At 60.0% G+C, this 18,932-nt stretch carries 15 protein-coding genes and 1 riboswitch; of the genes, 13 read left to right on the forward strand and 2 right to left on the reverse strand.

Annotated features, from left to right (window positions below; all coding sequences use genetic code 11):
• The 3 genes from ftsY to Q0864_RS00015 form a co-directional block, all read left to right on the forward strand.
• Positions 1 to 1,044 (forward strand): signal recognition particle-docking protein FtsY (ftsY, locus tag Q0864_RS00005; protein WP_298564826.1); only part of this gene is annotated, 1,044 nt, incomplete at its 5' end.
• Between the two features lie 9 nt (positions 1,045 to 1,053).
• The gene (locus Q0864_RS00010) at positions 1,054 to 1,956 is read left to right on the forward strand and encodes an EamA family transporter (RefSeq protein WP_298564829.1); all 903 of its coding nucleotides are present in this window, start codon (positions 1,054 to 1,056) and stop codon (positions 1,954 to 1,956) included.
• Between the two features lie 9 nt (positions 1,957 to 1,965).
• Positions 1,966 to 2,574, forward strand: a complete 609-nt coding sequence (locus Q0864_RS00015) for an inner membrane-spanning protein YciB (protein WP_298564832.1) — start codon at positions 1,966 to 1,968, stop codon at positions 2,572 to 2,574.
• 73 nt (positions 2,575 to 2,647) lie between these two features.
• Here the strand turns inward: Q0864_RS00015 and Q0864_RS00020 are convergent, their stop codons facing one another.
• Positions 2,648 to 3,349 (reverse strand): glutathione S-transferase N-terminal domain-containing protein, encoded by a 702-nt coding sequence (locus Q0864_RS00020; RefSeq protein ID WP_298564835.1) that lies wholly within the window; start codon positions 3,347 to 3,349, stop codon positions 2,648 to 2,650.
• Between the two features lie 133 nt (positions 3,350 to 3,482).
• A riboswitch (SAM riboswitch) is annotated at positions 3,483 to 3,561 on the forward strand.
• 72 nt (positions 3,562 to 3,633) lie between these two features.
• Here Q0864_RS00020 and metZ point away from each other — a divergent pair.
• The 3 genes from metZ (at position 3,634) to Q0864_RS00035 (ending at position 7,585) form a co-directional block, all read left to right on the forward strand.
• The gene (gene metZ, locus Q0864_RS00025; RefSeq protein WP_298564838.1) at positions 3,634 to 4,827 is read left to right on the forward strand and encodes an O-succinylhomoserine sulfhydrylase; all 1,194 of its coding nucleotides are present in this window, start codon (positions 3,634 to 3,636) and stop codon (positions 4,825 to 4,827) included.
• An 84-nt stretch (positions 4,828 to 4,911) separates the two neighbouring features.
• Positions 4,912 to 6,015, forward strand: coding sequence for a GTP cyclohydrolase FolE2 (folE2, locus tag Q0864_RS00030; RefSeq protein WP_298564840.1), 1,104 nt, complete (start codon positions 4,912 to 4,914; stop codon positions 6,013 to 6,015).
• A 121-nt stretch (positions 6,016 to 6,136) separates the two neighbouring features.
• Positions 6,137 to 7,585 (forward strand): TrkH family potassium uptake protein, encoded by a 1,449-nt coding sequence (locus Q0864_RS00035; protein WP_298566125.1) that lies wholly within the window; start codon positions 6,137 to 6,139, stop codon positions 7,583 to 7,585.
• A gap of 51 nt (positions 7,586 to 7,636) precedes the next feature.
• Here Q0864_RS00035 and Q0864_RS00040 read toward each other — a convergent pair whose 3' ends face one another.
• A complete protein-coding gene (locus Q0864_RS00040) occupies positions 7,637 to 9,502 on the reverse strand; it encodes a serine protease (protein ID WP_298564842.1) in 1,866 nt (621 codons plus the stop codon).
• A 275-nt stretch (positions 9,503 to 9,777) separates the two neighbouring features.
• Between Q0864_RS00040 and Q0864_RS00045 the strand changes: the two genes are divergently transcribed.
• The 7 genes from Q0864_RS00045 to folP all read left to right on the forward strand — a co-directional run bounded on the left by Q0864_RS00045 (position 9,778) and on the right by folP (position 18,932).
• Positions 9,778 to 10,716 (forward strand): glycine--tRNA ligase subunit alpha, encoded by a 939-nt coding sequence (locus Q0864_RS00045; RefSeq protein ID WP_298564844.1) that lies wholly within the window; start codon positions 9,778 to 9,780, stop codon positions 10,714 to 10,716.
• Positions 10,713 to 11,180 (forward strand): DUF6446 family protein, encoded by a 468-nt coding sequence (locus tag Q0864_RS00050; RefSeq protein ID WP_298564846.1) that lies wholly within the window; start codon positions 10,713 to 10,715, stop codon positions 11,178 to 11,180. Before Q0864_RS00045 ends, Q0864_RS00050 begins: the two co-directional genes overlap by 4 nt.
• 5 nt (positions 11,181 to 11,185) lie before the next feature.
• Positions 11,186 to 13,411, forward strand: coding sequence for a glycine--tRNA ligase subunit beta (glyS, locus tag Q0864_RS00055; RefSeq protein ID WP_298564847.1), 2,226 nt, complete (start codon positions 11,186 to 11,188; stop codon positions 13,409 to 13,411).
• A gap of 157 nt (positions 13,412 to 13,568) precedes the next feature.
• A complete protein-coding gene (gene ppdK, locus Q0864_RS00060; RefSeq protein WP_298566127.1) occupies positions 13,569 to 16,118 on the forward strand; it encodes a pyruvate, phosphate dikinase in 2,550 nt (849 codons plus the stop codon).
• A 154-nt stretch (positions 16,119 to 16,272) separates the two neighbouring features.
• Positions 16,273 to 16,917 (forward strand): cell wall hydrolase, encoded by a 645-nt coding sequence (locus Q0864_RS00065; protein ID WP_298564849.1) that lies wholly within the window; start codon positions 16,273 to 16,275, stop codon positions 16,915 to 16,917.
• Positions 16,918 to 17,010: 93 nt separating this feature from the next.
• Positions 17,011 to 17,928 carry a dihydroneopterin aldolase gene (locus tag Q0864_RS00070; RefSeq protein WP_298564851.1) on the forward strand — a complete coding sequence of 306 codons (918 nt, stop codon included), beginning with the start codon at positions 17,011 to 17,013 and terminating at the stop codon, positions 17,926 to 17,928.
• Entirely contained in the window at positions 17,925 to 18,932 is a 1,008-nt protein-coding gene (folP, locus tag Q0864_RS00075; RefSeq protein WP_298564854.1) for a dihydropteroate synthase, read from the forward strand. Before Q0864_RS00070 ends, folP begins: the two co-directional genes overlap by 4 nt.

An 18,932-nucleotide genomic window follows, 5' to 3' on the forward strand; every position in this document is an offset into this window, starting at 1 on the left:
CCCGAACCCGAACCCGAACCCGAACCCGAACCCGAACCCGAACCCGAACCCGAACCCGAACCCGAACCCGAACCCGAACCCGAGCCTCAGCCAGCCAAGCTGGTCGATCCCGCGCCGCTGGATATCGCCGCTGACGTCGCACCCACCACCGCCGCCAAACCCGGCCTGCTGGGCCGTATGTTCGGGCGGCGCGAGGCCAAAACCGTCGTCCGCCGGACCGTCGATGACGACATGCTTGAAAGCCTCGAAGATCTGATGATCACGTCCGATATGGGCGTGGACACCGCAATGCGCGTAACCGCCAATATCTCGGAGCGGCATTTAGGCAAAAAATTGTCTGTGGCTGAGATCAAATCCGTGCTGGCTTCTGAAGTCGCGCGGATTATGGAGCCTGTGGCCCTGCCCATGCCGATCTATCCCAAACGCCCTCAGGTGGTGTTGATCGTCGGCGTGAATGGCGCAGGCAAGACGACCACGATCGGCAAGCTGGCCAGCCAGTTCACCGCCGCTGGCAAAAAGGTCGTGATCGCCGCCGGCGACACTTTCCGCGCGGCCGCGGTTGAGCAGCTGCAGGTCTGGGGGGATCGCGCGGGCGTGCCTGTCCTGACCGCGCCCGAAGGGTCGGACCCAGCCTCGCTCGCCTTCGATGCGATGACCCAAGCCGAGGCGGACGGCGCTGATCTTTTGATGATCGACACCGCCGGGCGTTTGCAAAATCGCGCTGATTTGATGGAAGAGCTGGCCAAGATCGTGCGTGTTATCAAGAAGAAAGACGAGACCGCGCCGCATAATACCTTGCTGGTGCTGGATGCGACCACGGGTCAGAATGCCCTTCGTCAGGTCGAAACCTTTCAGAAGCTGGCTGACGTCTCCGGTCTGGTGATGACCAAGCTTGATGGCACGGCAAAAGGCGGCGTTCTGGTGGCGTTGGCCGACAGGTTCGCCTTGCCGATCCACGCCATTGGCGTTGGCGAACAGATCGACGATCTTGCCCCCTTCGACCCCGAGGAATTTGCCCGCGCCCTGATCGGCATCACCGAATAAGCGTGGGGCATGAGCGACTGGCTCATATCGCTGGAAGGCACCGAGGCTGGCCATCAGGTCGCCTTGATGCTGGCCTTGTTCGCGGCGTTTCTGCACGCGTTTTTTGGCGCGCTTCAAAAGGGACGCCACGATCCGTGGTTGTCGCGCGGCGCGATTGATCTGTCCTACGGAGTGATCGCCGCGCCCTTCGCCCTGTTCGTCGTCCCATGGCCCGAGCCTCACATGTGGCCCATCTTCGCGGTCGTTTTTGTGATCCATGTTGGATACAAAATCGCGCAAAGCTACACCTATGCGCTGGGGTCCTATACGGTCGTCTACCCGGTGGTGCGTGGCACCGGGCCGCTGTTCACGGTGATCGGGGCGGGCATTCTGTTTGGCGAGACGTTCACCGCGATACAGTGGGTGGGGGTTGCGACGCTGGTGGCGGGCATTTTCGCCCTTGCCGCCTATAACCTGCGCCACTGGCAGATGGGGCGCGAGCTTCTGAAGCCCGCTTTGGCGATGGCCGTTGTGACGGGGCTTTTCGTTGCGGCGTATACCACTTACGACGCTTATGGCATCCGCGCGACCGCCGACCCCTTTACATTCCTGGCGTGGTTTTTCTTCATCGATGGGTTTTTCATGCCGATCATCGCGGGCTTGCGCTGGTGGAATATGCCAGAGCGTCCTGCACTTGCCCCGCTGTTGGGGCGTGGCGTTCTTGGTGCATTCGTCGCCTATTTCAGCTTCGGCTCGATCATGTTGGCCACACGGCTAGATAGTGTTGGCGAAGCCGCCGTTTTGCGCGAAACCTCGACCGTGTTTGCTGCCCTGATCGGCTGGCTTGTGCTGAAAGAACGCGTCGGGCCGCGTCGCCTGACGATGATGGCTTTGATCGCAGTTGGCGCCGTGATAGTCGAAATGGGCGGATAAGGAGGCACCATGACCGAAAAGCAGGACTACCCGATGCTAAGGATTGCGCTGGAATACGGACCAATCATCCTTTTTTTTGTGGCCTACACCTTATTGAAGGATCGCACCTTCACCCTCGCAGGCACCGACTATTCGGGGTTCGTGGCGGTAACGGCAATGTTCATACCGGTTCTGGTTCTGGCCACGCTCGCGCTCTGGCGGATCACCGGGCATCTGTCGAAGATGCAGATCGTGACGCTTGTGCTGGTCATCGGGTTTGGCGGGTTGTCGATCTGGTTCAACGACGAACGCTTCTTCAAGATGAAGCCGACGATGATCTACCTGCTGTTTGCCGGGCTGCTGGGGTTCGGATTGTTGCGCGGCGAAAGCTATCTTGAGGCCGTGATGGACCGCGCCCTGCCATTAGAGCGCCAAGGCTGGATGATCCTGACCAAGCGGTTGGCGCTGTTTTTTCTGGCCCTCGCCATCGCGAACGAGGCGATCTGGCGCAGTCTGTCCACCGATGCCTGGGTGAACTTCAAGACTTTCGGTCTGCCACTGGCGACCTTCGCGTTTTTCATGTCTCAGGCCGGATTGTTCAAGCGCTTCGGGATCGAAGAAGACCCCGAAAACAGCTGATCTGAGCCGCTAGATCGCCCGTTTTTCTGCGATGCGCCCCCACTCGAATGGCAGAGGCGTCCGGCGAAGCTGGCTACCGCTTGAACAAAACGTCCTGGGCTTTCTTGTCAGACTGCAGATTGCTGCGCTGATCTGCGGCGACGGCACGTCCGCGTTGCACTGCCGGACGTGCGCCGACCTCATCCAGCCAACGGGCCAGGTTGGGTTTGTCATCCAACGTCTGCTCTTGCCCTTCCCAAAGTGAGGCCCACCCCCAAGATGCCATGTCAGCAATGGAATAGGTGTCGCCCGCCAAATAGCGGTTGTTGGCAAGCTGGCGATCCATCACGCCGTAAAGCCGAGCGGTTTCCGCGCGGTAGCGGTCCTTGGCATAGGGCAAGTCATTGGGCGGCTCCATCGCAGGTGCGTATTTCAGGAAGTGATGCGCCTGACCGGCCATCGGACCCAAGCCCCCCATCTGCCACATGAGCCATTGATCCACGGCCACACGCTCGCGTTCCGTCTTTCCGCAGAAAAGCCCCGTTTTACGCGCCAGATACTGCAAGATCGCGCCGCTTTCAAAGATCGAGATCGGCGCGCCATCCGGCCCGTCCGGGTCGATGATGGCGGGCATCCGGTTGTTTGGAGCGATCTTCAGGAAGTCGGGTTCGAACTGGTCGCCCGCGCCGATGTTCACCAGCTTGACCTCGTAAGGCAGCGCCATTTCCTCAAGCGCGATCGAGATTTTCCAACCGTTCGGTGTGGGCCAATAATAAAGCTCTATCGGGGTGGGCATGATGTCTCTCCTTCAGTGGTCTGCAGGATGACAGGCGAGTGCCAATTGGCAAGGGCATGCGCGCCGCCCGTTGTTCACGATCCGGCGAGCGTGCCGGGCGTGCACACTTGACGCAGTTTTCATCAGGCGCTAGGGCTTGCTGCGTGGCGATTTGTTTACCGGATTGCGGGCCACGTAAAATATTCTGCTAAAGAGGTCAGGGACCTTGCGGGCGACATGCCCCGCAAATTCACCCCCGGCGCTCGTAATGCGGTGGGGGTTTTTTTGTGCGAAAGGAACGCGCGATGACAGAGGCAAAATCGGGTTGGTCGAAACGGACCACAGCGGTGCATGGCGGCACGCGTCGCAGTCAGTATAACGAGGTCAGCGAAGCGATCTTCCTGACCCAGGGCTTTGTCTATGAAAGTGCCGAACAGGCCGAGGCACGCTTTATCGAAAGCAGCCGGGACGAGTTCATTTACGCCCGCTACGGCAATCCGACCGTCGCAATGTTCGAAGACCGTATGGCGGCCCTTGAAGGGGCCGAAGATGCGTTTGCGACCGCTTCGGGCATGGCGGCTGTCAACGGCGCGATGATGTCCCTTCTGAAGGCTGGTGATCACGTTGTCGCCGGGCGCGCGCTGTTCGGGTCCTGCCTCTATGTGCTCGAAGATATCCTCGCCCGGTTCGGGGTCGAGGTAACGCTGGTGGATGGCACCGACCTTGACGCTTGGCGCGCAGCCGTGCGCCCGGACACTGCTGTCTGTTTCTTTGAGAGCGTGTCCAACCCCACGCTCGAGGTGATCGACATCGAAGGTGTCGCAAAGATTGCCCATGCGGTTGGCGCGGTGGTCGTTGTGGATAACGTGTTCGCCACGCCTGTGTTCAGCCGAGCCATCGAGCAAGGTGCCGATGTGGTCGTGTATTCGACAACCAAGCATGTGGACGGGCAGGGGCGGTGCCTTGGCGGCGTCGTGCTAGGCCCGCAAGACTATATCCGCAAGACGCTGGAACCCTATCTGAAGCACACCGGCGGCGCGATGAGCCCGTTTAATGCGTGGGTCATGCTGAAAGGGTTGGAGACGATGGACCTGCGCGTGAAGGCGCAAGCCAATTCGGCGCTGGAAATTGCGCGCGCATTGGAAGGCCACCAGAAACTCGCCCGCGTCATACATCCGCTTTTGGACAGCCACCCGGACAAAGCGCTTGCTGAACGCCAGATGATTGGCGGGGCCGGCACGGTCCTTTCGTTGGAGCTTTCAGGCGGCAAAGAAGCCGCGTTCCGGTTCCTGAATGCGCTTGAGATTGTGCTGATTTCCAACAACCTTGGCGATGCGAAATCCATCGTGACCCATCCGGCGACGACGACGCACCAGCGTTTGCCCGATGATCAGAAGGCCCAATTGGGGATCGCGCCCGGTCTTCTGCGCCTGTCCATTGGGCTTGAGGACACGCAAGATTTGATTGCAGACCTGACACGAGCCTTGAACGCTGCCTGATCTGTCGCTTCTTTCTCATCGTGTTTGGAGAATCTCTGTCACACTCCTATGTTAGTGGGGTGTGACAGGATCGGGAGGTCCGCGATGAACCAAATGAAGCGCAAGGGTGGCGCAACGCCAACTGAGGACGCCGCGCGTGATGCGCTTGATGTCTTGCGCGACTGGGCCGCAAAGGCGGACCCTGTCGAGGTAGCGAGACTTGACCCAGCCATTGCGCGGCTTTTGCCGGGTGCGGAGCTTCCGAATTACCCGGATCTGAACCGGGACTACCCGTCAGATTTTACTCCAGACGCGGCCTATAAGGCGTCAATGCCGGACCTGCAAAACGGACCGGCAAGCCTGATCCAAGGGGCCAAGCGGCATATTCAGCATGTGGGGATTTCCAACTTCCGCCTGCCGATCCGTTATCACACCCGCGACGGCGAAGACGTGACGCTGGAAACTTCGGTCACCGGGACGGTCAGTCTTGAGGCGGGCAAGAAGGGCATCAACATGTCGCGCATCATGCGCAGCTTTTATGCCCATGCCGAAAAGACCTTCAGCTTTGACGTGATCGAAGCCGCGCTGGACGACTACAAGACCGATCTTGAAAGCCTCGATGCCCGGATCGAAATGCGCTTTTCCTACCCCGCGCGGGTGCAAAGCCTGCGATCTGGCCTGTCTGGCTATCAGTTTTACGACATTGCGCTGGAACTGGTCGAACATCGCGGCAAACGGCGCAAATTCATGCATCTGGACTATGTCTACTCCTCGACCTGCCCCTGTTCGCTGGAATTGTCTGAGCACGCGCGCCAGATGCGCGGCCAGCTTGCGACGCCGCATTCGCAGCGCTCGGTCGCGCGAATCTCGGTTGAGAAGGTCAAGCAGCCGCAGACATTCTGGTTCGAAGACCTGATAGATATTTGCCGCGCGGCGGTGCCGACAGAGACTCAGGTCATGGTCAAACGCGAAGACGAACAAGCCTTTGCCGAACTAAACGCCGCCAACCCGATCTTCGTCGAGGATGCCGCCCGCCTGTTTTGCGAGCATTTGCAACAAGATGACCGGATCGGAGATTTCCGCGTGGTGGCCAGCCATCAGGAAAGCCTGCACAGCCATGATGCCGTATCGATCCTGACCGAAGGCGAAACGTTCGAGGCGGAAAGCCTTGACCCCAAGCTGTTCTCGACGCTGTTTCATGTGGGCTAGGCCGCGCGGGGTGTGCGCCTGTCGCGGGCGCTCTGCGAATGGGACACAGGCCCAGGGGTTGCGTGGCTTCAACGCCATCTGATCCTTGACAGTTCGTGTGCGGGCGGCCAACCCTTCGCCCATGTTCGATCTGCGACCTGTCGTTTATGTCATTGGCCTTCTGGTTGCCGCCTTAGGGGTCACGATGCTGATCCCGATGGGGATTGATCTGGCTTATGGCAGCCCTGATTGGGCCGTTTTTCTGGAAAGCGCGGTGATCACCACACTGGTCGGGGGGTCGATGGCACTGTCCACGGCCAATGGCGTGGGCAAAGGGCTGTCGATCCAGCAAACCTTTTTGCTGACCACGGGTGTCTGGTTGGCTCTGCCCGTTTTCGCGGCGCTGCCTTTCCTCTTTTCAGAGATTGATGCGAGTCTGGTGGACGCCTTTTTCGAGGCAATGTCAGGCCTGACCACCACAGGGGCCACGGTTCTGTCGGGTCTGGATGACATGCCCAAGGGTCTGTTGTTCTGGCGGGCATTGTTGCAATGGTATGGCGGGATCGGGATCATTGTTGTGGCGATGGTGTTTCTGCCCGAACTGCGCGTCGGGGGTATGCAAATCTTCCGGTCAGAAGCGTTTGACACGATGGGAAAGGTGTTGCCACGTGCCGCCGAGATTGCCGGACGCATCAGCCAGATTTACCTGTTTCTGACGCTGGTCTGTGCCGCGACCTATTATGCGGTTGGACTGCCGCCGTTCGAGGCGCTGTATCACGCCATGACCACCATCGCGACGGGCGGGTTCTCATCGACGGATGCCTCTTTCGGAGCGTTCCGCGGTGCACCGGAATATGTCGCGGCCTTCTTCATGATTTTGGCAAGTCTGCCGTTCGTCAGATATATCCAACTGTTGACTGGCACAGCGCGCCCCATTCTTGTCGACCCGCAGGTGCGCGCCTACCTGCTGACCATTCTGGTGATCACATTGATGATGACCCTGTATCGGTTGCTGGCCAATGGTGACCATGTGGGGCGCGGGTTCGGCGAAGTCTTGTTCAACGTGACCTCGATTATCAGCGGCACAGGCTATGCCAGTGTGGACTATCAGCTTTGGGGCGCATTTCCCGTGGTCGTGTTCTTCTTTATCGGTCTGATCGGAGGCTGTGCTGGATCGACGGCTTGTTCGATCAAGGTGTTCCGCTATCAGTTGCTGTTTTCGTCCATCAAGGCACAAATCCGCGCCATCCATTCACCGCACGGCCTGTTCACGCCGCGCTATGCCGGTCGGCGCGTGGACGAAGATGTCCTGTCGTCGGTGATGAGCTTCTTTGTGTTTTTTATCGTCACCCTTGGCGTGGTGTCCGTCCTTTTGGGGATGACCGGGCTGGATTTTACCACCTCGGTTTCCGGGGCGGCGGCGGCCGTGGCCAATATCGGTCCCGGTTTGGGTGATATCATCGGTCCTGCGGGAAACTTCGGAAGCCTTAGCGACACCGCCAAGTGGATCTTGGCGATCACCATGCTGATCGGCCGACTGGAGCTGCTGGCCGTCTATGTTCTGTTCACCGTGAAGTTCTGGCAGGGCTGATAGAGCGGGTGCCTTTCCGTTCCAGCGCCGCGCCCATTCGTTTGCGGCCGCTTAGTCCCAGCAGCTGACCAGAACGGTCATGTCTGCGGCCATGGCGCTAAGGTCAACGGGATCCATCGAGGCGATCTTGTCCGCGACCTTGGTTGAGACACCGTTGTCGGTCAGGAACTCGGTCACCGTTGCAGCGTCCAGCGCGAAGCTGACACCATCGGGCAGGGTGCGCCCTTGGGTCGACTGGGCTGGCAGAAGCATGCCCATGACTGCGCCACCGACATCCAGAACAGGGCCGCCAGCGTCGCCTGGAAGGGCAGCAAGGGTCAGCCGCGCCAGATCGGGTTCGCCATTCAGGCCTCTGAGTTCAGCCAGCGTGCCAAAGGTCAGGCTCGGCGCGGTCAGGCGCCCCTCATAGGAATAGCCAGCGACTGCCACATCGGATTTCAACCGCGGCTTGACCGATTGGAACGACGCATAGGCGATCGGGGCCAGCGCGTCCTTGGCGGTCAAAAGCGCCAAACCATGGGTCGTGTCGACAGCGGTGACTTCGGCGTCGTAGTCGTCGTTGATGGATATCCGGCCACATTGCTCAACCGCCTCAGCTGTCGTCAGGATGGTGCCATTCGCATCCACATAGAAGCCGGACCGCGACATTTTGGGGCTACGGATTTCCAAACCCGACAGCAGATCAAGGCTTTGCGTTGTGGTGTCCAGCCCGGCCGTATCCGCCAACGCTGCCGGTCCCAGCGACGCAAAGCTGGCCTTCATGTCGCGCAGGGCAAGGTCGCGACGTTTGTCGTCCCCTTTCGGCCAGATCAGGGTGAACCCTTTCACGGTGCCATCAACCAGTTCTGCCTGCGTATACGAGGTGATCTTGTCATCCGCACCTTCGATGGTGAAGGAGGATTTCTTGCGCTCGCGCGGGCCATCCAGCGGCACGATTGCTAGCGACTGAAGGATATCGTAAAGCCCGTAAAGCGTGTCTTGGTCGCCGGATTGGCTGATCAGCACCACGCCCACACCGCTGTCGTCCTTGGTGGCGAAATGCACGAAGGGCGCCTCGTAACGATCGAAGGCAACCATCGCGCCCGGAACGGCAACCGAAAGACCGGCGTCTTCGTCCAGATAGGTGGTCATGCCAAGCGACGAGATCACGGATTGGTAGCTTGCCAAAAGCTCGGCGCGTTGACGGGTCGTCAGGACACCGGTCGGATCGTAGCCGCGATCGGTTTGCCATGCCGCCATGGACCGGCGTGTGCCCGCCCCAAACGCGCCATCAATGGCCGAAGTGTAATACCCGCCCCATTGTAGCGCGACCTGCAAGCCCATCCGCGCCTCGCGATCCAGCAACCGTTCGCCCTGCAATGCCTCGCGACGCGTTTCTTCAACCGGAGCTTCGGGTTGGGCAAGAACGGCTGGGCTATCAACGGGCTGTTCCACCGATGCCACCTGATCGCCCTGTGGCGCGGTGTCTTCACTGGCCGCGGGCAACTGGACCGCTTCCGACGCAGTCAGGGGCGTCGTCGCCAAGGCGTTTGCGCCGACCGGCCAGAACTGCTGCCGCAGTTGGCGTGAATAGGTAATGAAGCTGTCGCGCGGGATCAGGCCCGCGTTCTTCAGTGATTGAAGCTGGATTGTGGCTGCGCGTTCGGTATAGGGGCCAAGCACGATGCCATACCAGTTGCCGCCAACACGAAACCCGTTCACGCCCTCAAGCCGGGTGGCGTAGTCGCGCACGCGGTCCTCTGCTTCACGCAAGGTGGGTTGGGCTTCGATCTGGATCCAGAGCAGATCCTGAGTTTGAGACGGCGACAGGCGGTCAGAGGAACCCTGCTGCGCCATTGCAGGCAGGCCTGCCAAACTGATGGAAAGTCCGGTGGCAAGGGCGGCTGCGGCGGTGGTGGCGGCTAGGCGTTTGGTCATAAATCCTCGAAGCCTCGGGTTCGTTTTTCAATTCTGGTCAGGCAAATAGCACATTCTGCCCGGATCTGGTCAATATAACGGGCGCAATATGACAGTTTCGTGCGCCGGGTCCAGCACCTTCACGTGTTTGGTATGGGAAACTTTGCGGCGTGACTTGCGCGCATGTGGCCAACGTGGGCGCTGGGCGGTGCTTGCGCCTGTTTCACGCGTTGACCCTTTGGGGGGCAGGCCGTATTGAGGGCACACATTCCGGCAATCACCAGATGGGCAACTCCATGGCCAACAGCGACACGCGACCGCAAAGTTTTCAGGACATCATCCTGCGCCTTCAAGCCTATTGGGCGGCGCAAGGCTGTGCGGTGTTGCAACCGTATGACATGGAGGTCGGCGCAGGCACCTTTCACCCGGCGACAACCCTTCGCTCCTTAGGTGCGCAACCATGGGCAGCAGCCTATGTGCAGCCGTCGCGCCGCCCTACCGATGGGCGCTATGGCGAGAACCCGAACCGGCTGCAGCATTATTACCAGTTTCAGGTGCTGATCAAACCCAGCCCACCTGACCTGCAAGCGCTTTATCTTGGGTCGCTCGAAGCCATTGGCATCGACATGGACCTGCACGACATCCGGTTCGTTGAAGATGACTGGGAAAGCCCCACGCTGGGCGCATGGGGTCTGGGATGGGAGGTCTGGTGCGATGGGATGGAAGTCAGCCAGTTCACCTATTTCCAGCAGGTTGGCGGGTATGACTGCAAGCCTGTCTCGGGCGAACTGACATATGGGTTGGAACGTCTGGCGATGTATATTCTGGGCATTGATCATGTCATGGATATGCCGTTCAACGCCCCCGACGCCCGCATACCGCTGACCTACGGCGATGTCTTCAAGCAGACCGAGGAAGAATACGCGCGCTGGAATTTCGATGTGGCGGATACCGAGGTGTTGTTGCGCCATTTCGAAGAGGCCGAGGCCGAATGCCGCGCGATCCTTGATCACGACCACCATGACCCTAAAACCGGCAAGCGTATCGTCATGGCGCACCCGGCCTATGATCAATGCATCAAGGCCAGCCACATCTTCAACCTTCTGGATGCGCGCGGCGTGATTTCGGTGACCGAGCGACAGGCCTATATCGGCCGCGTCCGTGCACTGGCCAAGCAATGCGCTGACGCCTTCGTCCAAACCCGTGCAGGTGGCTGGGCGGGGGATGCAGCGTGACCGGAAAAATACTGGCGATATTCATTGTGCTGACAGCAATCATTTCGGGCGTCGCAATCTATTGGTTGCAACTTTATGCTTTTTACGAGGACGTTTCGGCAGACGCGCAATTGCGCATGACCAACGTTGTGACCGGCGAGCCGGAATTGGTGCTTTATGACAGTTTCGACGGGATCGATGCCGACAGCTCTCCGCTTCGCTTCCGCGGGTGCTTCACCACGACGATGAGCCTTGCGATGCTGACGGAAACCTACGAAACCTATGAAGGCGCAACGCCCTTGACCGCACCGGGTTGGTTCGATTGCTTCGACGCAGATCAAATCGGCGCTGCCTTGGAAACCGGCGGTGCCATTGCCTTTTTGGGTGAACGAAACATTCAGGACGGGGTTGACCGCGTGGTCGCGATCTTTCCCGATGGCCGGGGCTTTGCCTGGCATCAGCTGAACGAAAAATACAGCGAGTGAACGATATGCCCGACCTGCTTATTGAGCTCTTTTCCGAAGAAATCCCTGCACGGATGCAGCTGCGCGCGGCTGAAGACCTGAAAAAGCTTGTCACAGATGGACTGGTTGACGCCGGGCTGACCTATGCAGGGGCTGCTGCGTTTTCCACGCCGCGCCGTTTGACGCTGGCAGTTGACGGGCTATTGGCCACGTCGCCCGACACGCGCGAAGAACGCAAGGGGCCGAAAGTGGGTGCGCCCGACAAGGCCATCGAGGGCTTCCTGCGCGGCGCAGGCCTGACCCGCGATCAGCTTGAGGAGCGCGACACCCCGAAAGGACCGGTCTATTTCGCGCTGATCGAAAAGAAAGGTCGCCCCGCAGCCGAGATCGTTGCCGACGTTCTGGACGCCACGATCCGCAACTTCCCATGGCCCAAGTCGATGCGATGGGGGGCGGGCAGCCTGCGCTGGGTGCGCCCGTTGCATTCGATCCTTTGCATCTTGTCCGACGAGGCTGGCGCAAACGTCGTGCCGCTTGAGATTGACGGGATCAAAGCCGGCGACAGCACGGAAGGTCACCGCTTCATGGCCCCCGGTCGTTTCTCTGTGTCCAGCTTTGCCGACTACGAAGCCAAGTTGAAAGCCGCCAAGGTTATCTTGTCACCCGCGGAACGTGCCGACCATATCTGGGCCGAAGCGCAGAACGCTGCCTTCGCCCAAGGGCTGGAGATTGTCGAGGACAAAGCGCTGCTGGCCGAAGTTGCCGGTCTGGTCGAATGGCCGGTGGTGCTGATGGGCGATATTGCCAAGGACTTCATCCCCCTGCCGCCTGAGGTGCTGCAAACCTCGATGAAAGAGCATCAGAAGTTTTTCTCGGTGAGGAACCCGAAATCCGGGTTGATCGAGAAGTTCGTCACCGTGGCCAACCGCGAGACTGCCGACCACGGGGCAACCATTCTGGCCGGAAACCAGAAGGTTTTGTATGCAAGGCTGGCGGATGCAAAGTTCTTTTGGGAAAATGACCTGCGTGTTGCCGAAGCGGGTGGTGCTGCGTGGCTGGAAAGCCTTGATAACGTGACATTCCACAACAAGCTTGGATCGCAAGGGGATCGCATTGTCCGCATCACGGCTATGGCGCGGGCCGTAGCGCCTGCGGTGGGGGCGGATGTCGATTTGGCGGTGCTTGCCGCGCGCTGGGCCAAGGCGGATCTTAGCTCGGAAATGGTGTATGAATTTCCTGAACTTCAAGGGCTTATGGGCAAATACTATGCCGGTGTCGCGGGGCATCCTGCCGAAGTTGCGGCTGCCGCGTTGGAACATTATTCACCGCTTGGACCATCCGATGACGTGCCTTCGGCGCCTGTTTCCGTGGCGGTCGCTTTGGCTGACAAGCTGGATACATTGGCCGGGTTCTGGGCCATCGACGAAAAGCCAACGGGGTCGAAAGACCCGTTTGCGCTGCGTCGTGCAGCGCTGGGCGTGATCCGCCTGATCTTGGACAACAGGTTGCGGATAAATCTGGACGCTTTGTTTGACGCCCAGCTTCTGCGCCACGAGATCGAGCAGAACGAAAACGGTGAAGTGCGCGCCGCCCTTCTGCACGATTTGGACGCAGAGATTGCCGATCACGGCGTGTTCGGGGCTGCGATCCGCACCGTTCTGGACCATTTCGATGGTGATTTGTCCAAGCATCTTGAGGGTGTGAAGGAAAGCCTTCCGGACACCTCTGACGATCTGTTGGCCTTCTTCCATGATCGGCTGAAAGTTTATCTGCGCGACAAGGGCATCCGTCACGATGTCATCGACGCGTGTTTGCATATGCCGGGCAATGACGACCTGACGCTTTTGGTGAAACGCGCCGAGGCTCTGTCGGCGTTTCTGGCCACCGAAGACGGCGAGAACCTGCTGCAAGGGGTCAAGCGGTCGACGAATATTCTGGCGCAGGCCGAAGAAAAGGATGGGGTCGAATACTCCTATGGAGCGGATGTGAAATTTGCCGAGGCGGATGAGGAAAAGGCGCTGTTTGCTGCCCTTGACGCCGCCCAAGCTGCAATCACCCCTGCCATGGAGGCCGAAGATTTCGCGGCGGCAATGGCTGCAATGGCCAGCTTGCGCGGGCCCATCGATTCGTTTTTCGAGGCCGTGCAGATCAACACCGACAATCAGGTTGTGCGGCGCAATCGCCTGAACCTTCTGGCCCGCATTCGTGCGGTGTCGGCAGGTGTCGCGGATCTTTCCCGCATCGAAGGCTGAAAACCAAGGGCGGCCGGCGCGCTTGTGTCGTGACGACTGCGCTGCCACAGACCACAGACAGAACGTGTGACCGTTCGCCATGTAAACCTTGTGCGATACGGTTTGCGCGGTATTGTGTGGGACGAAAGGCGGTGCTGCAGTGCAGAAACCAGGTGCAATGGCGTTCACGGAAATCACACCCACAGCGGTGATCGAAAACGCGCGCCACGGGGGGCGGGCGAAATGCCTGCAGCGGCTGATCCGGCTCGATATGCCCGTGCCGCGCACAGTCGCGCTTGGCTTCGATGCGGTGCACGGTGTTTCGGCCGGGGATATGCCCGACCTTGATGCCATGTTGGCGCTGTTTGGTCCTGATCCGCTGGTGTCGGTGCGCCCATCGTCGGAAGACCCGGATTGGGGCGGGCCGGGGGCCATTCTGAACATTGGCATGAATGATGCCGTGCACGCCAAGCTGGTGAAATCGCATGGCGAAGCGGCGGCCAACGCGCTGTATTTGCGGTTTATTCAATCCTACGCGGTGCATGTGGGGCGGCTGGACCCGGATGAGTTCGAGACGTTCTCGACCCCATCTGCGGATGCGTTGCGCGCTGCACTTGAGCTCTATGAAGAAGAAACCGACGACTATTTTCCGCAAGATCCCAAGGAACAACTGGCCGAGATTCTGCGCTCGATGGCGCGCGCGTGGGAAGGCACAACGGCACGTCTGCTGCGTGAAGCCAAGGGAGCGCCAGCCGATGCCGGGTTGGGTCTTGTGGTGCAGAAGATGGCGCTTGGTGTGGGGCAGGGGATCTGCGGCTCTGGCGTGATCCAATTCGTCAATGGGCAAACCGGACGGCGCGAAATTCGCGGGCGATACCTGTGTAAAAGTCAGGGGCGTGACGCCATTGCAAGCGCCGAGGATCGCGATGTCATGTATCTGACGAAAGATGCACGCGGCAGGTCGATCGAAGAGGTGTTGCCGGAAAGCTTTGCGGCGCTGTTGCAATATGGCGATCTGTGCCGCGCGCGGCTCCGCGAAGAGATGGAGATCGAGTTTGCCATCGACAACGAACAGCTTTTTATTCTTGATGCTGTGCGGGTCGCGCGTAGCGAACGGGCGAATGTTCGCATTGCCGTTTCGCTGGCAGAGGATGGGTTCATTTCGCGTGCAGACGCGGTGATGCGTATCCCGCCGCGCGCCTTGACTGAACTGCTGCACAGCCAGATCAACCCCAATGGCAAACGCGATCGCTTTGCGCAGGGGATTGCAGCCAGTCCCGGCGCAGCCACCGGCAAGATTGTCTTCAACGCACGGGCGGCTCAGGCGATGGCGGCGCAGGGGGAAAACTGTATCCTCGTTCGGCGCGAAACCAGTCCCGAGGATATCCGCGGGATGCACGCCGCCAAGGGCATTCTGACCGTTCGCGGCGGGATCACCAGCCACGCCGCAGTGATCGCGCGTGGCCTTGGGTTGCCATGCGTTGTCGGCGCGCAGAATCTGACTGTGGATGAACGGAAGGGACGACTTGAAACAGCCGAAGGTCGGGTGTTCGAAGACGGCGACGTGATCAGCATCGATGGCACTTTGGGCGAAGCGCTTGTCGGCGAGGTCGAAATGCTTCCGCCTGAATTGGGTGAAGGGTTTCAAACGCTTATGGCATGGGCGGATGAGTTCCGCGACATGGGTGTGCGCGCCAATGCAGACAGCCCACCAGACGCCCGCAACGCGCGAATGTTCGCTGCCGAAGGGATCGGCCTGTGCCGGACCGAGCATATGTTCATCGACGACGACCGCCTTCTGGCGATGCGCGAAATGATCTTTGCGGACCATTCCAAAGACCGCCGCGCCGCGCTGGACCGCCTGCTGCCAATGCAGCGTGATGACTTTACCGAGCTTTTCAAGATCATGCAGGGGTTGCCGGTTTGCATTCGCTTGTTCGACCCGCCTTTGCACGAGTTTTTGCCGCATGGGCGCGAAGGATTGCGAGAGCTAGCAGAGGCCCTTGATCTGCCGCTGCGCGATGTCGAACGCCGGGTGTCGGGCCTGCGCGAGTTCAATCCGATGCTGGGTATGCGCGGGGTGCGCCTTGGCGTGACTGTGCCCGAAATCTATGACATGCAGGCCCGCGCAATCTTCGAGGCCACCATTGAAGCCTCGATATCCGGCGATCCCGTCGTGCCCGAGATCATGATCCCGCTGGTTTCCGCCAAGCGCGAGGTCGAGATCGTGAAAGCCCGGATTGACGCCGTCGCCGCCGAGGTGCGTATTGAGCATGGGTCCAATTTCACCTACCGCCTTGGGGTCATGGTGGAAACACCTCGCGCGGCGCTCAGGGCTGCCGAAATTGCGCAGCATGCCTCTTTCATGTCGTTTGGCACCAATGACCTGACCCAAATGACCTATGGCCTGTCGCGTGATGACGCGGGCCGTTTCATGGGGGAATACGTGGCGCAGGGCGTCTACAAGGAAGACCCGTTTCACATGCTGGATACCGATGGCGTGGGTGAGTTGTTAGAAATGGGCGCCACACGTGGGCGCGCCGAAAATCCGAACCTGACGCTTTCGATTTGTGGCGAACATGGCGGCAACCCGGAATCGATCCGATTCTGTCGCGATGCAGGGTATGACTATGTCTCTTGCTCGCCCTTCAGGGTGCCGATTGCGCGTCTCGCCGCCGCCCAGCTGGCGATCGAGGCACAAGGCGCTGAAAGCCCGCAAGACGATTGATCCAAAAGGGTTTTTCAGTTTCCGCTGCGCGAATTCTGGCAAGATGCGGCGTTTTGAACCACATCGCCCAGCCCGCTGGTCTGGACGCAGAGGCAAATTTTTCGTATTCCGACGCCTTGTAAACCGATTGTTTTCGGGACTGGGGGTTGTTTTGATGAAACGAGAATTGCTGCGCCTGCTTGCGCCGGCTCTTGTCACGCTGGGCGTTGGCCTTGCAGGGCTTCCAGCTTCGGCCGAAGGGAATGCCAACCCGTTCGGAGCGCTTTTACTTCAAGACCGTGCGGGGTTTGGGGCGATGCCGGGCGCGCGTCTTGCCTCGATGGCCAAGCTTCCTACGACGTCAGACCAAGCCAATGCGATCAACTATTCTTTGGAATGGTTGGCGTCGCAACCGGCGCCTGAACGCGATCCCGAATGGAGCTGCCTTGCAGAGGCGCTGTATTTCGAAGCGCGTGGCGAAACTGTCAAAGGGCAGTTTGCTGTGGCCGAAGTCATCCTGAACCGTGTCGATCATCCTCGATTCCCGAATTCTGTCTGCGGTGTCATCAACCAGGGCACGGGGCGCAAATACGCCTGCCAGTTCACCTATACCTGTGACGGGCGCGAAGAGGCCATTCACGAACCGCGCGCTTTTGCGCGTGTCGGAAAGATCGCACGCGCCATGATCGACGGCGCGACACGGCAGCTGACCGCCGGTGCGACCCACTATCACACGACGGCTGTTCTGCCGAATTGGGCCAATCGCCTGACTAAGACGGCCAATATCGGTGTTCACCGTTTCTATCGCTTCCCCGGCTAAACTTAGCCGCCATTGCCTCGGTGATGTCGCTTTGCGCTGGTCAAGCCTGCGTGCGGCGGGGCATTGTGCTGTCATTCTGTATGAGGGCCACCGATGAGCGACGAAACCGCCATAGCCTTCGCGCCACTGGCACAGCGCGCCGCGGCCGAGGTTGACGCGACCAATCCGCCTGACCGCATTTCGGTGCGCGATCACGTTGTCGAGGTCGAAATCGGCGCGTTTCAGTCCGAGCGGGATACAACCCAGCGGGTGCGTTTCAGCGTCGTCGTCGAGGTCGCCCCAAGTGATGGAGCCGCGACAGATGATGTCGATGATATCCTTTCCTATGATACGATCACCGATGCCATAGCCGCCGAATTGGCTGCCGAACGGTTGAACCTTCTGGAAACGCTGGCGGAACGAATTGCCGACCGCATTTTACGTGAACCTCAGCCCCTGCGGGTGTTTGTGCGGATTGAGAAGCTGGACCGGGGGTCCGGCACATTAGGGGTCGAGATCGTGCGTCACCGTGCCGTGGCAGGCACTGCCACAGATCAGGCGGACGAGGTGAAGCACCCCATGGTGGTGCTTTTGGACAGGGCGGCGGTGAACAGCCCCGATTTGGGCGGGTTTTTGGACCGGCTCGAACAGGGCGCGCGCCCCGCCATATTATGCGTCGAAGGGGCTGAGCCGCCAACAGCTACCACGCCGCTTTCCGGGCCGGCAGCGCGTATAGATCTTCTGTCGACCGAACAGATGGCGTGGCGACTGGCGGCGCGCGACGCGCGATGCGTTGTCGTCGAAACCCGGACCGAACTTGACTGGGGTATGAACAACGGTCAGATCAGCGTTTGGGCGCCGTCAAAACTGGTGCTGGACGCCGTTGAAGGCCCTGCAAGCGCGGCGCCTTTGGAACTGGCGGTCTGGTTTGCAGCCCATATGCAGGCCGAGATGCTGATCGTGATTGGTCACGACGCCCCCGCCTTGTCGCCTATTCCGGTCATGTCGCGCCAGTTGGTGGATGCACCGTGACGGCGCGCACGCACCCCCTGCCGCGTCATGGCCTGCCCTATGCGGGCTGTGCGTTGGCGGGATCTGGTCAGATTTGGTTTGACGAGGTTTTGCTGCGTGAACGCTCGACTGCGCCTCGGCGGGTCGCTCTGTCCGACTGCCCGCATGCCACCATTAAACGACTGTCCGCGCCCCGTGCCGACGTGTGCGGATTGGGGCTGGACCGGCCGCGCGTGATGGGTGTGTTGAACGTCACGCCCGACAGTTTTTCAGATGGTGGGGACCATGCCACACTTGCCGCTGCGGTCGCGCGGGCCCGCGCGATGGCGCAAGATGCAGATATCCTTGATATCGGCGGAGAAAGCACCCGCCCGGGCGCGCAAGAGGTGCCCATCAAAGAAGAAATCCGCCGCACAGCCCTGGTGATCGAGGCGATCCGGGCAGAGGGGATCACGACCCCAATCTCGATCGATACGCGCAAAGCTCGGGTGGCCGAAGCCGCTCTGGATGCAGGTGCGGACATGGTTAACGACGTCGCGGCCTTCACTTTTGACCCCGAACTGGCCGACCTTGTGGCCGAACGCGATGTGCCGGTGTGCCTGATGCATGCGCAGGGGCAGCCCGACACGATGCAGGACAATCCGCGCTATGATGACGTGTTGTTTGATGTGTTGACCTTTTTGGAAGACCGCATTGCGTTTGCAACCCAGTGCGGGGTCAACCTGGAACGTATTATCTTAGACCCGGGCATTGGGTTTGGTAAGACTTTGGAACACAATGTGACTTTGCTCAGGAACCTGTCGCTGTTACACGACCTCGGTCTGCCTGTCCTGCTGGGCGTTTCGCGCAAGCGGTTCATCGGCACAATTGGGCAGGCAGAAGACGCCAAGGATCGGATGGCCGGCTCGCTGGCCGTCGCGCTTCATGGGATCGAGCAGGGCGCACATATCCTAAGGGTCCACGACACAGTCGAGACCCGGCAGGCAATTCGCTTGCAACAGGCGATTATGGAAAAAGGTGATTGA

The sequence above is a fragment of the uncultured Aliiroseovarius sp. genome, from assembly GCF_947497285.1.
Classification (GTDB): Bacteria; Pseudomonadota; Alphaproteobacteria; order Rhodobacterales; family Rhodobacteraceae; genus Aliiroseovarius.

Coding starts and splice junctions, on each gene's coding strand:
- ppdK (WP_298566127.1), top strand. CDS start 13,569: ATGGCGTTCACGGAAATCACACCCACAGCGGTGATCGAAAACGCGCGC.
- Q0864_RS00045 (WP_298564844.1), top strand. CDS start 9,778: ATGGCCAACAGCGACACGCGACCGCAAAGTTTTCAGGACATCATCCTG.
- Q0864_RS00015 (WP_298564832.1), top strand. CDS start 1,966: ATGACCGAAAAGCAGGACTACCCGATGCTAAGGATTGCGCTGGAATAC.
- Q0864_RS00035 (WP_298566125.1), top strand. CDS start 6,137: ATGTTCGATCTGCGACCTGTCGTTTATGTCATTGGCCTTCTGGTTGCC.
- Q0864_RS00065 (WP_298564849.1), top strand. CDS start 16,273: ATGAAACGAGAATTGCTGCGCCTGCTTGCGCCGGCTCTTGTCACGCTG.
- Q0864_RS00010 (WP_298564829.1), top strand. CDS start 1,054: ATGAGCGACTGGCTCATATCGCTGGAAGGCACCGAGGCTGGCCATCAG.
- glyS (WP_298564847.1), top strand. CDS start 11,186: ATGCCCGACCTGCTTATTGAGCTCTTTTCCGAAGAAATCCCTGCACGG.
- Q0864_RS00020 (WP_298564835.1), bottom strand. CDS start 3,349: ATGCCCACCCCGATAGAGCTTTATTATTGGCCCACACCGAACGGTTGG.
- Q0864_RS00070 (WP_298564851.1), top strand. CDS start 17,011: ATGAGCGACGAAACCGCCATAGCCTTCGCGCCACTGGCACAGCGCGCC.
- Q0864_RS00040 (WP_298564842.1), bottom strand. CDS start 9,502: ATGACCAAACGCCTAGCCGCCACCACCGCCGCAGCCGCCCTTGCCACC.
- folE2 (WP_298564840.1), top strand. CDS start 4,912: ATGAACCAAATGAAGCGCAAGGGTGGCGCAACGCCAACTGAGGACGCC.
- metZ (WP_298564838.1), top strand. CDS start 3,634: ATGACAGAGGCAAAATCGGGTTGGTCGAAACGGACCACAGCGGTGCAT.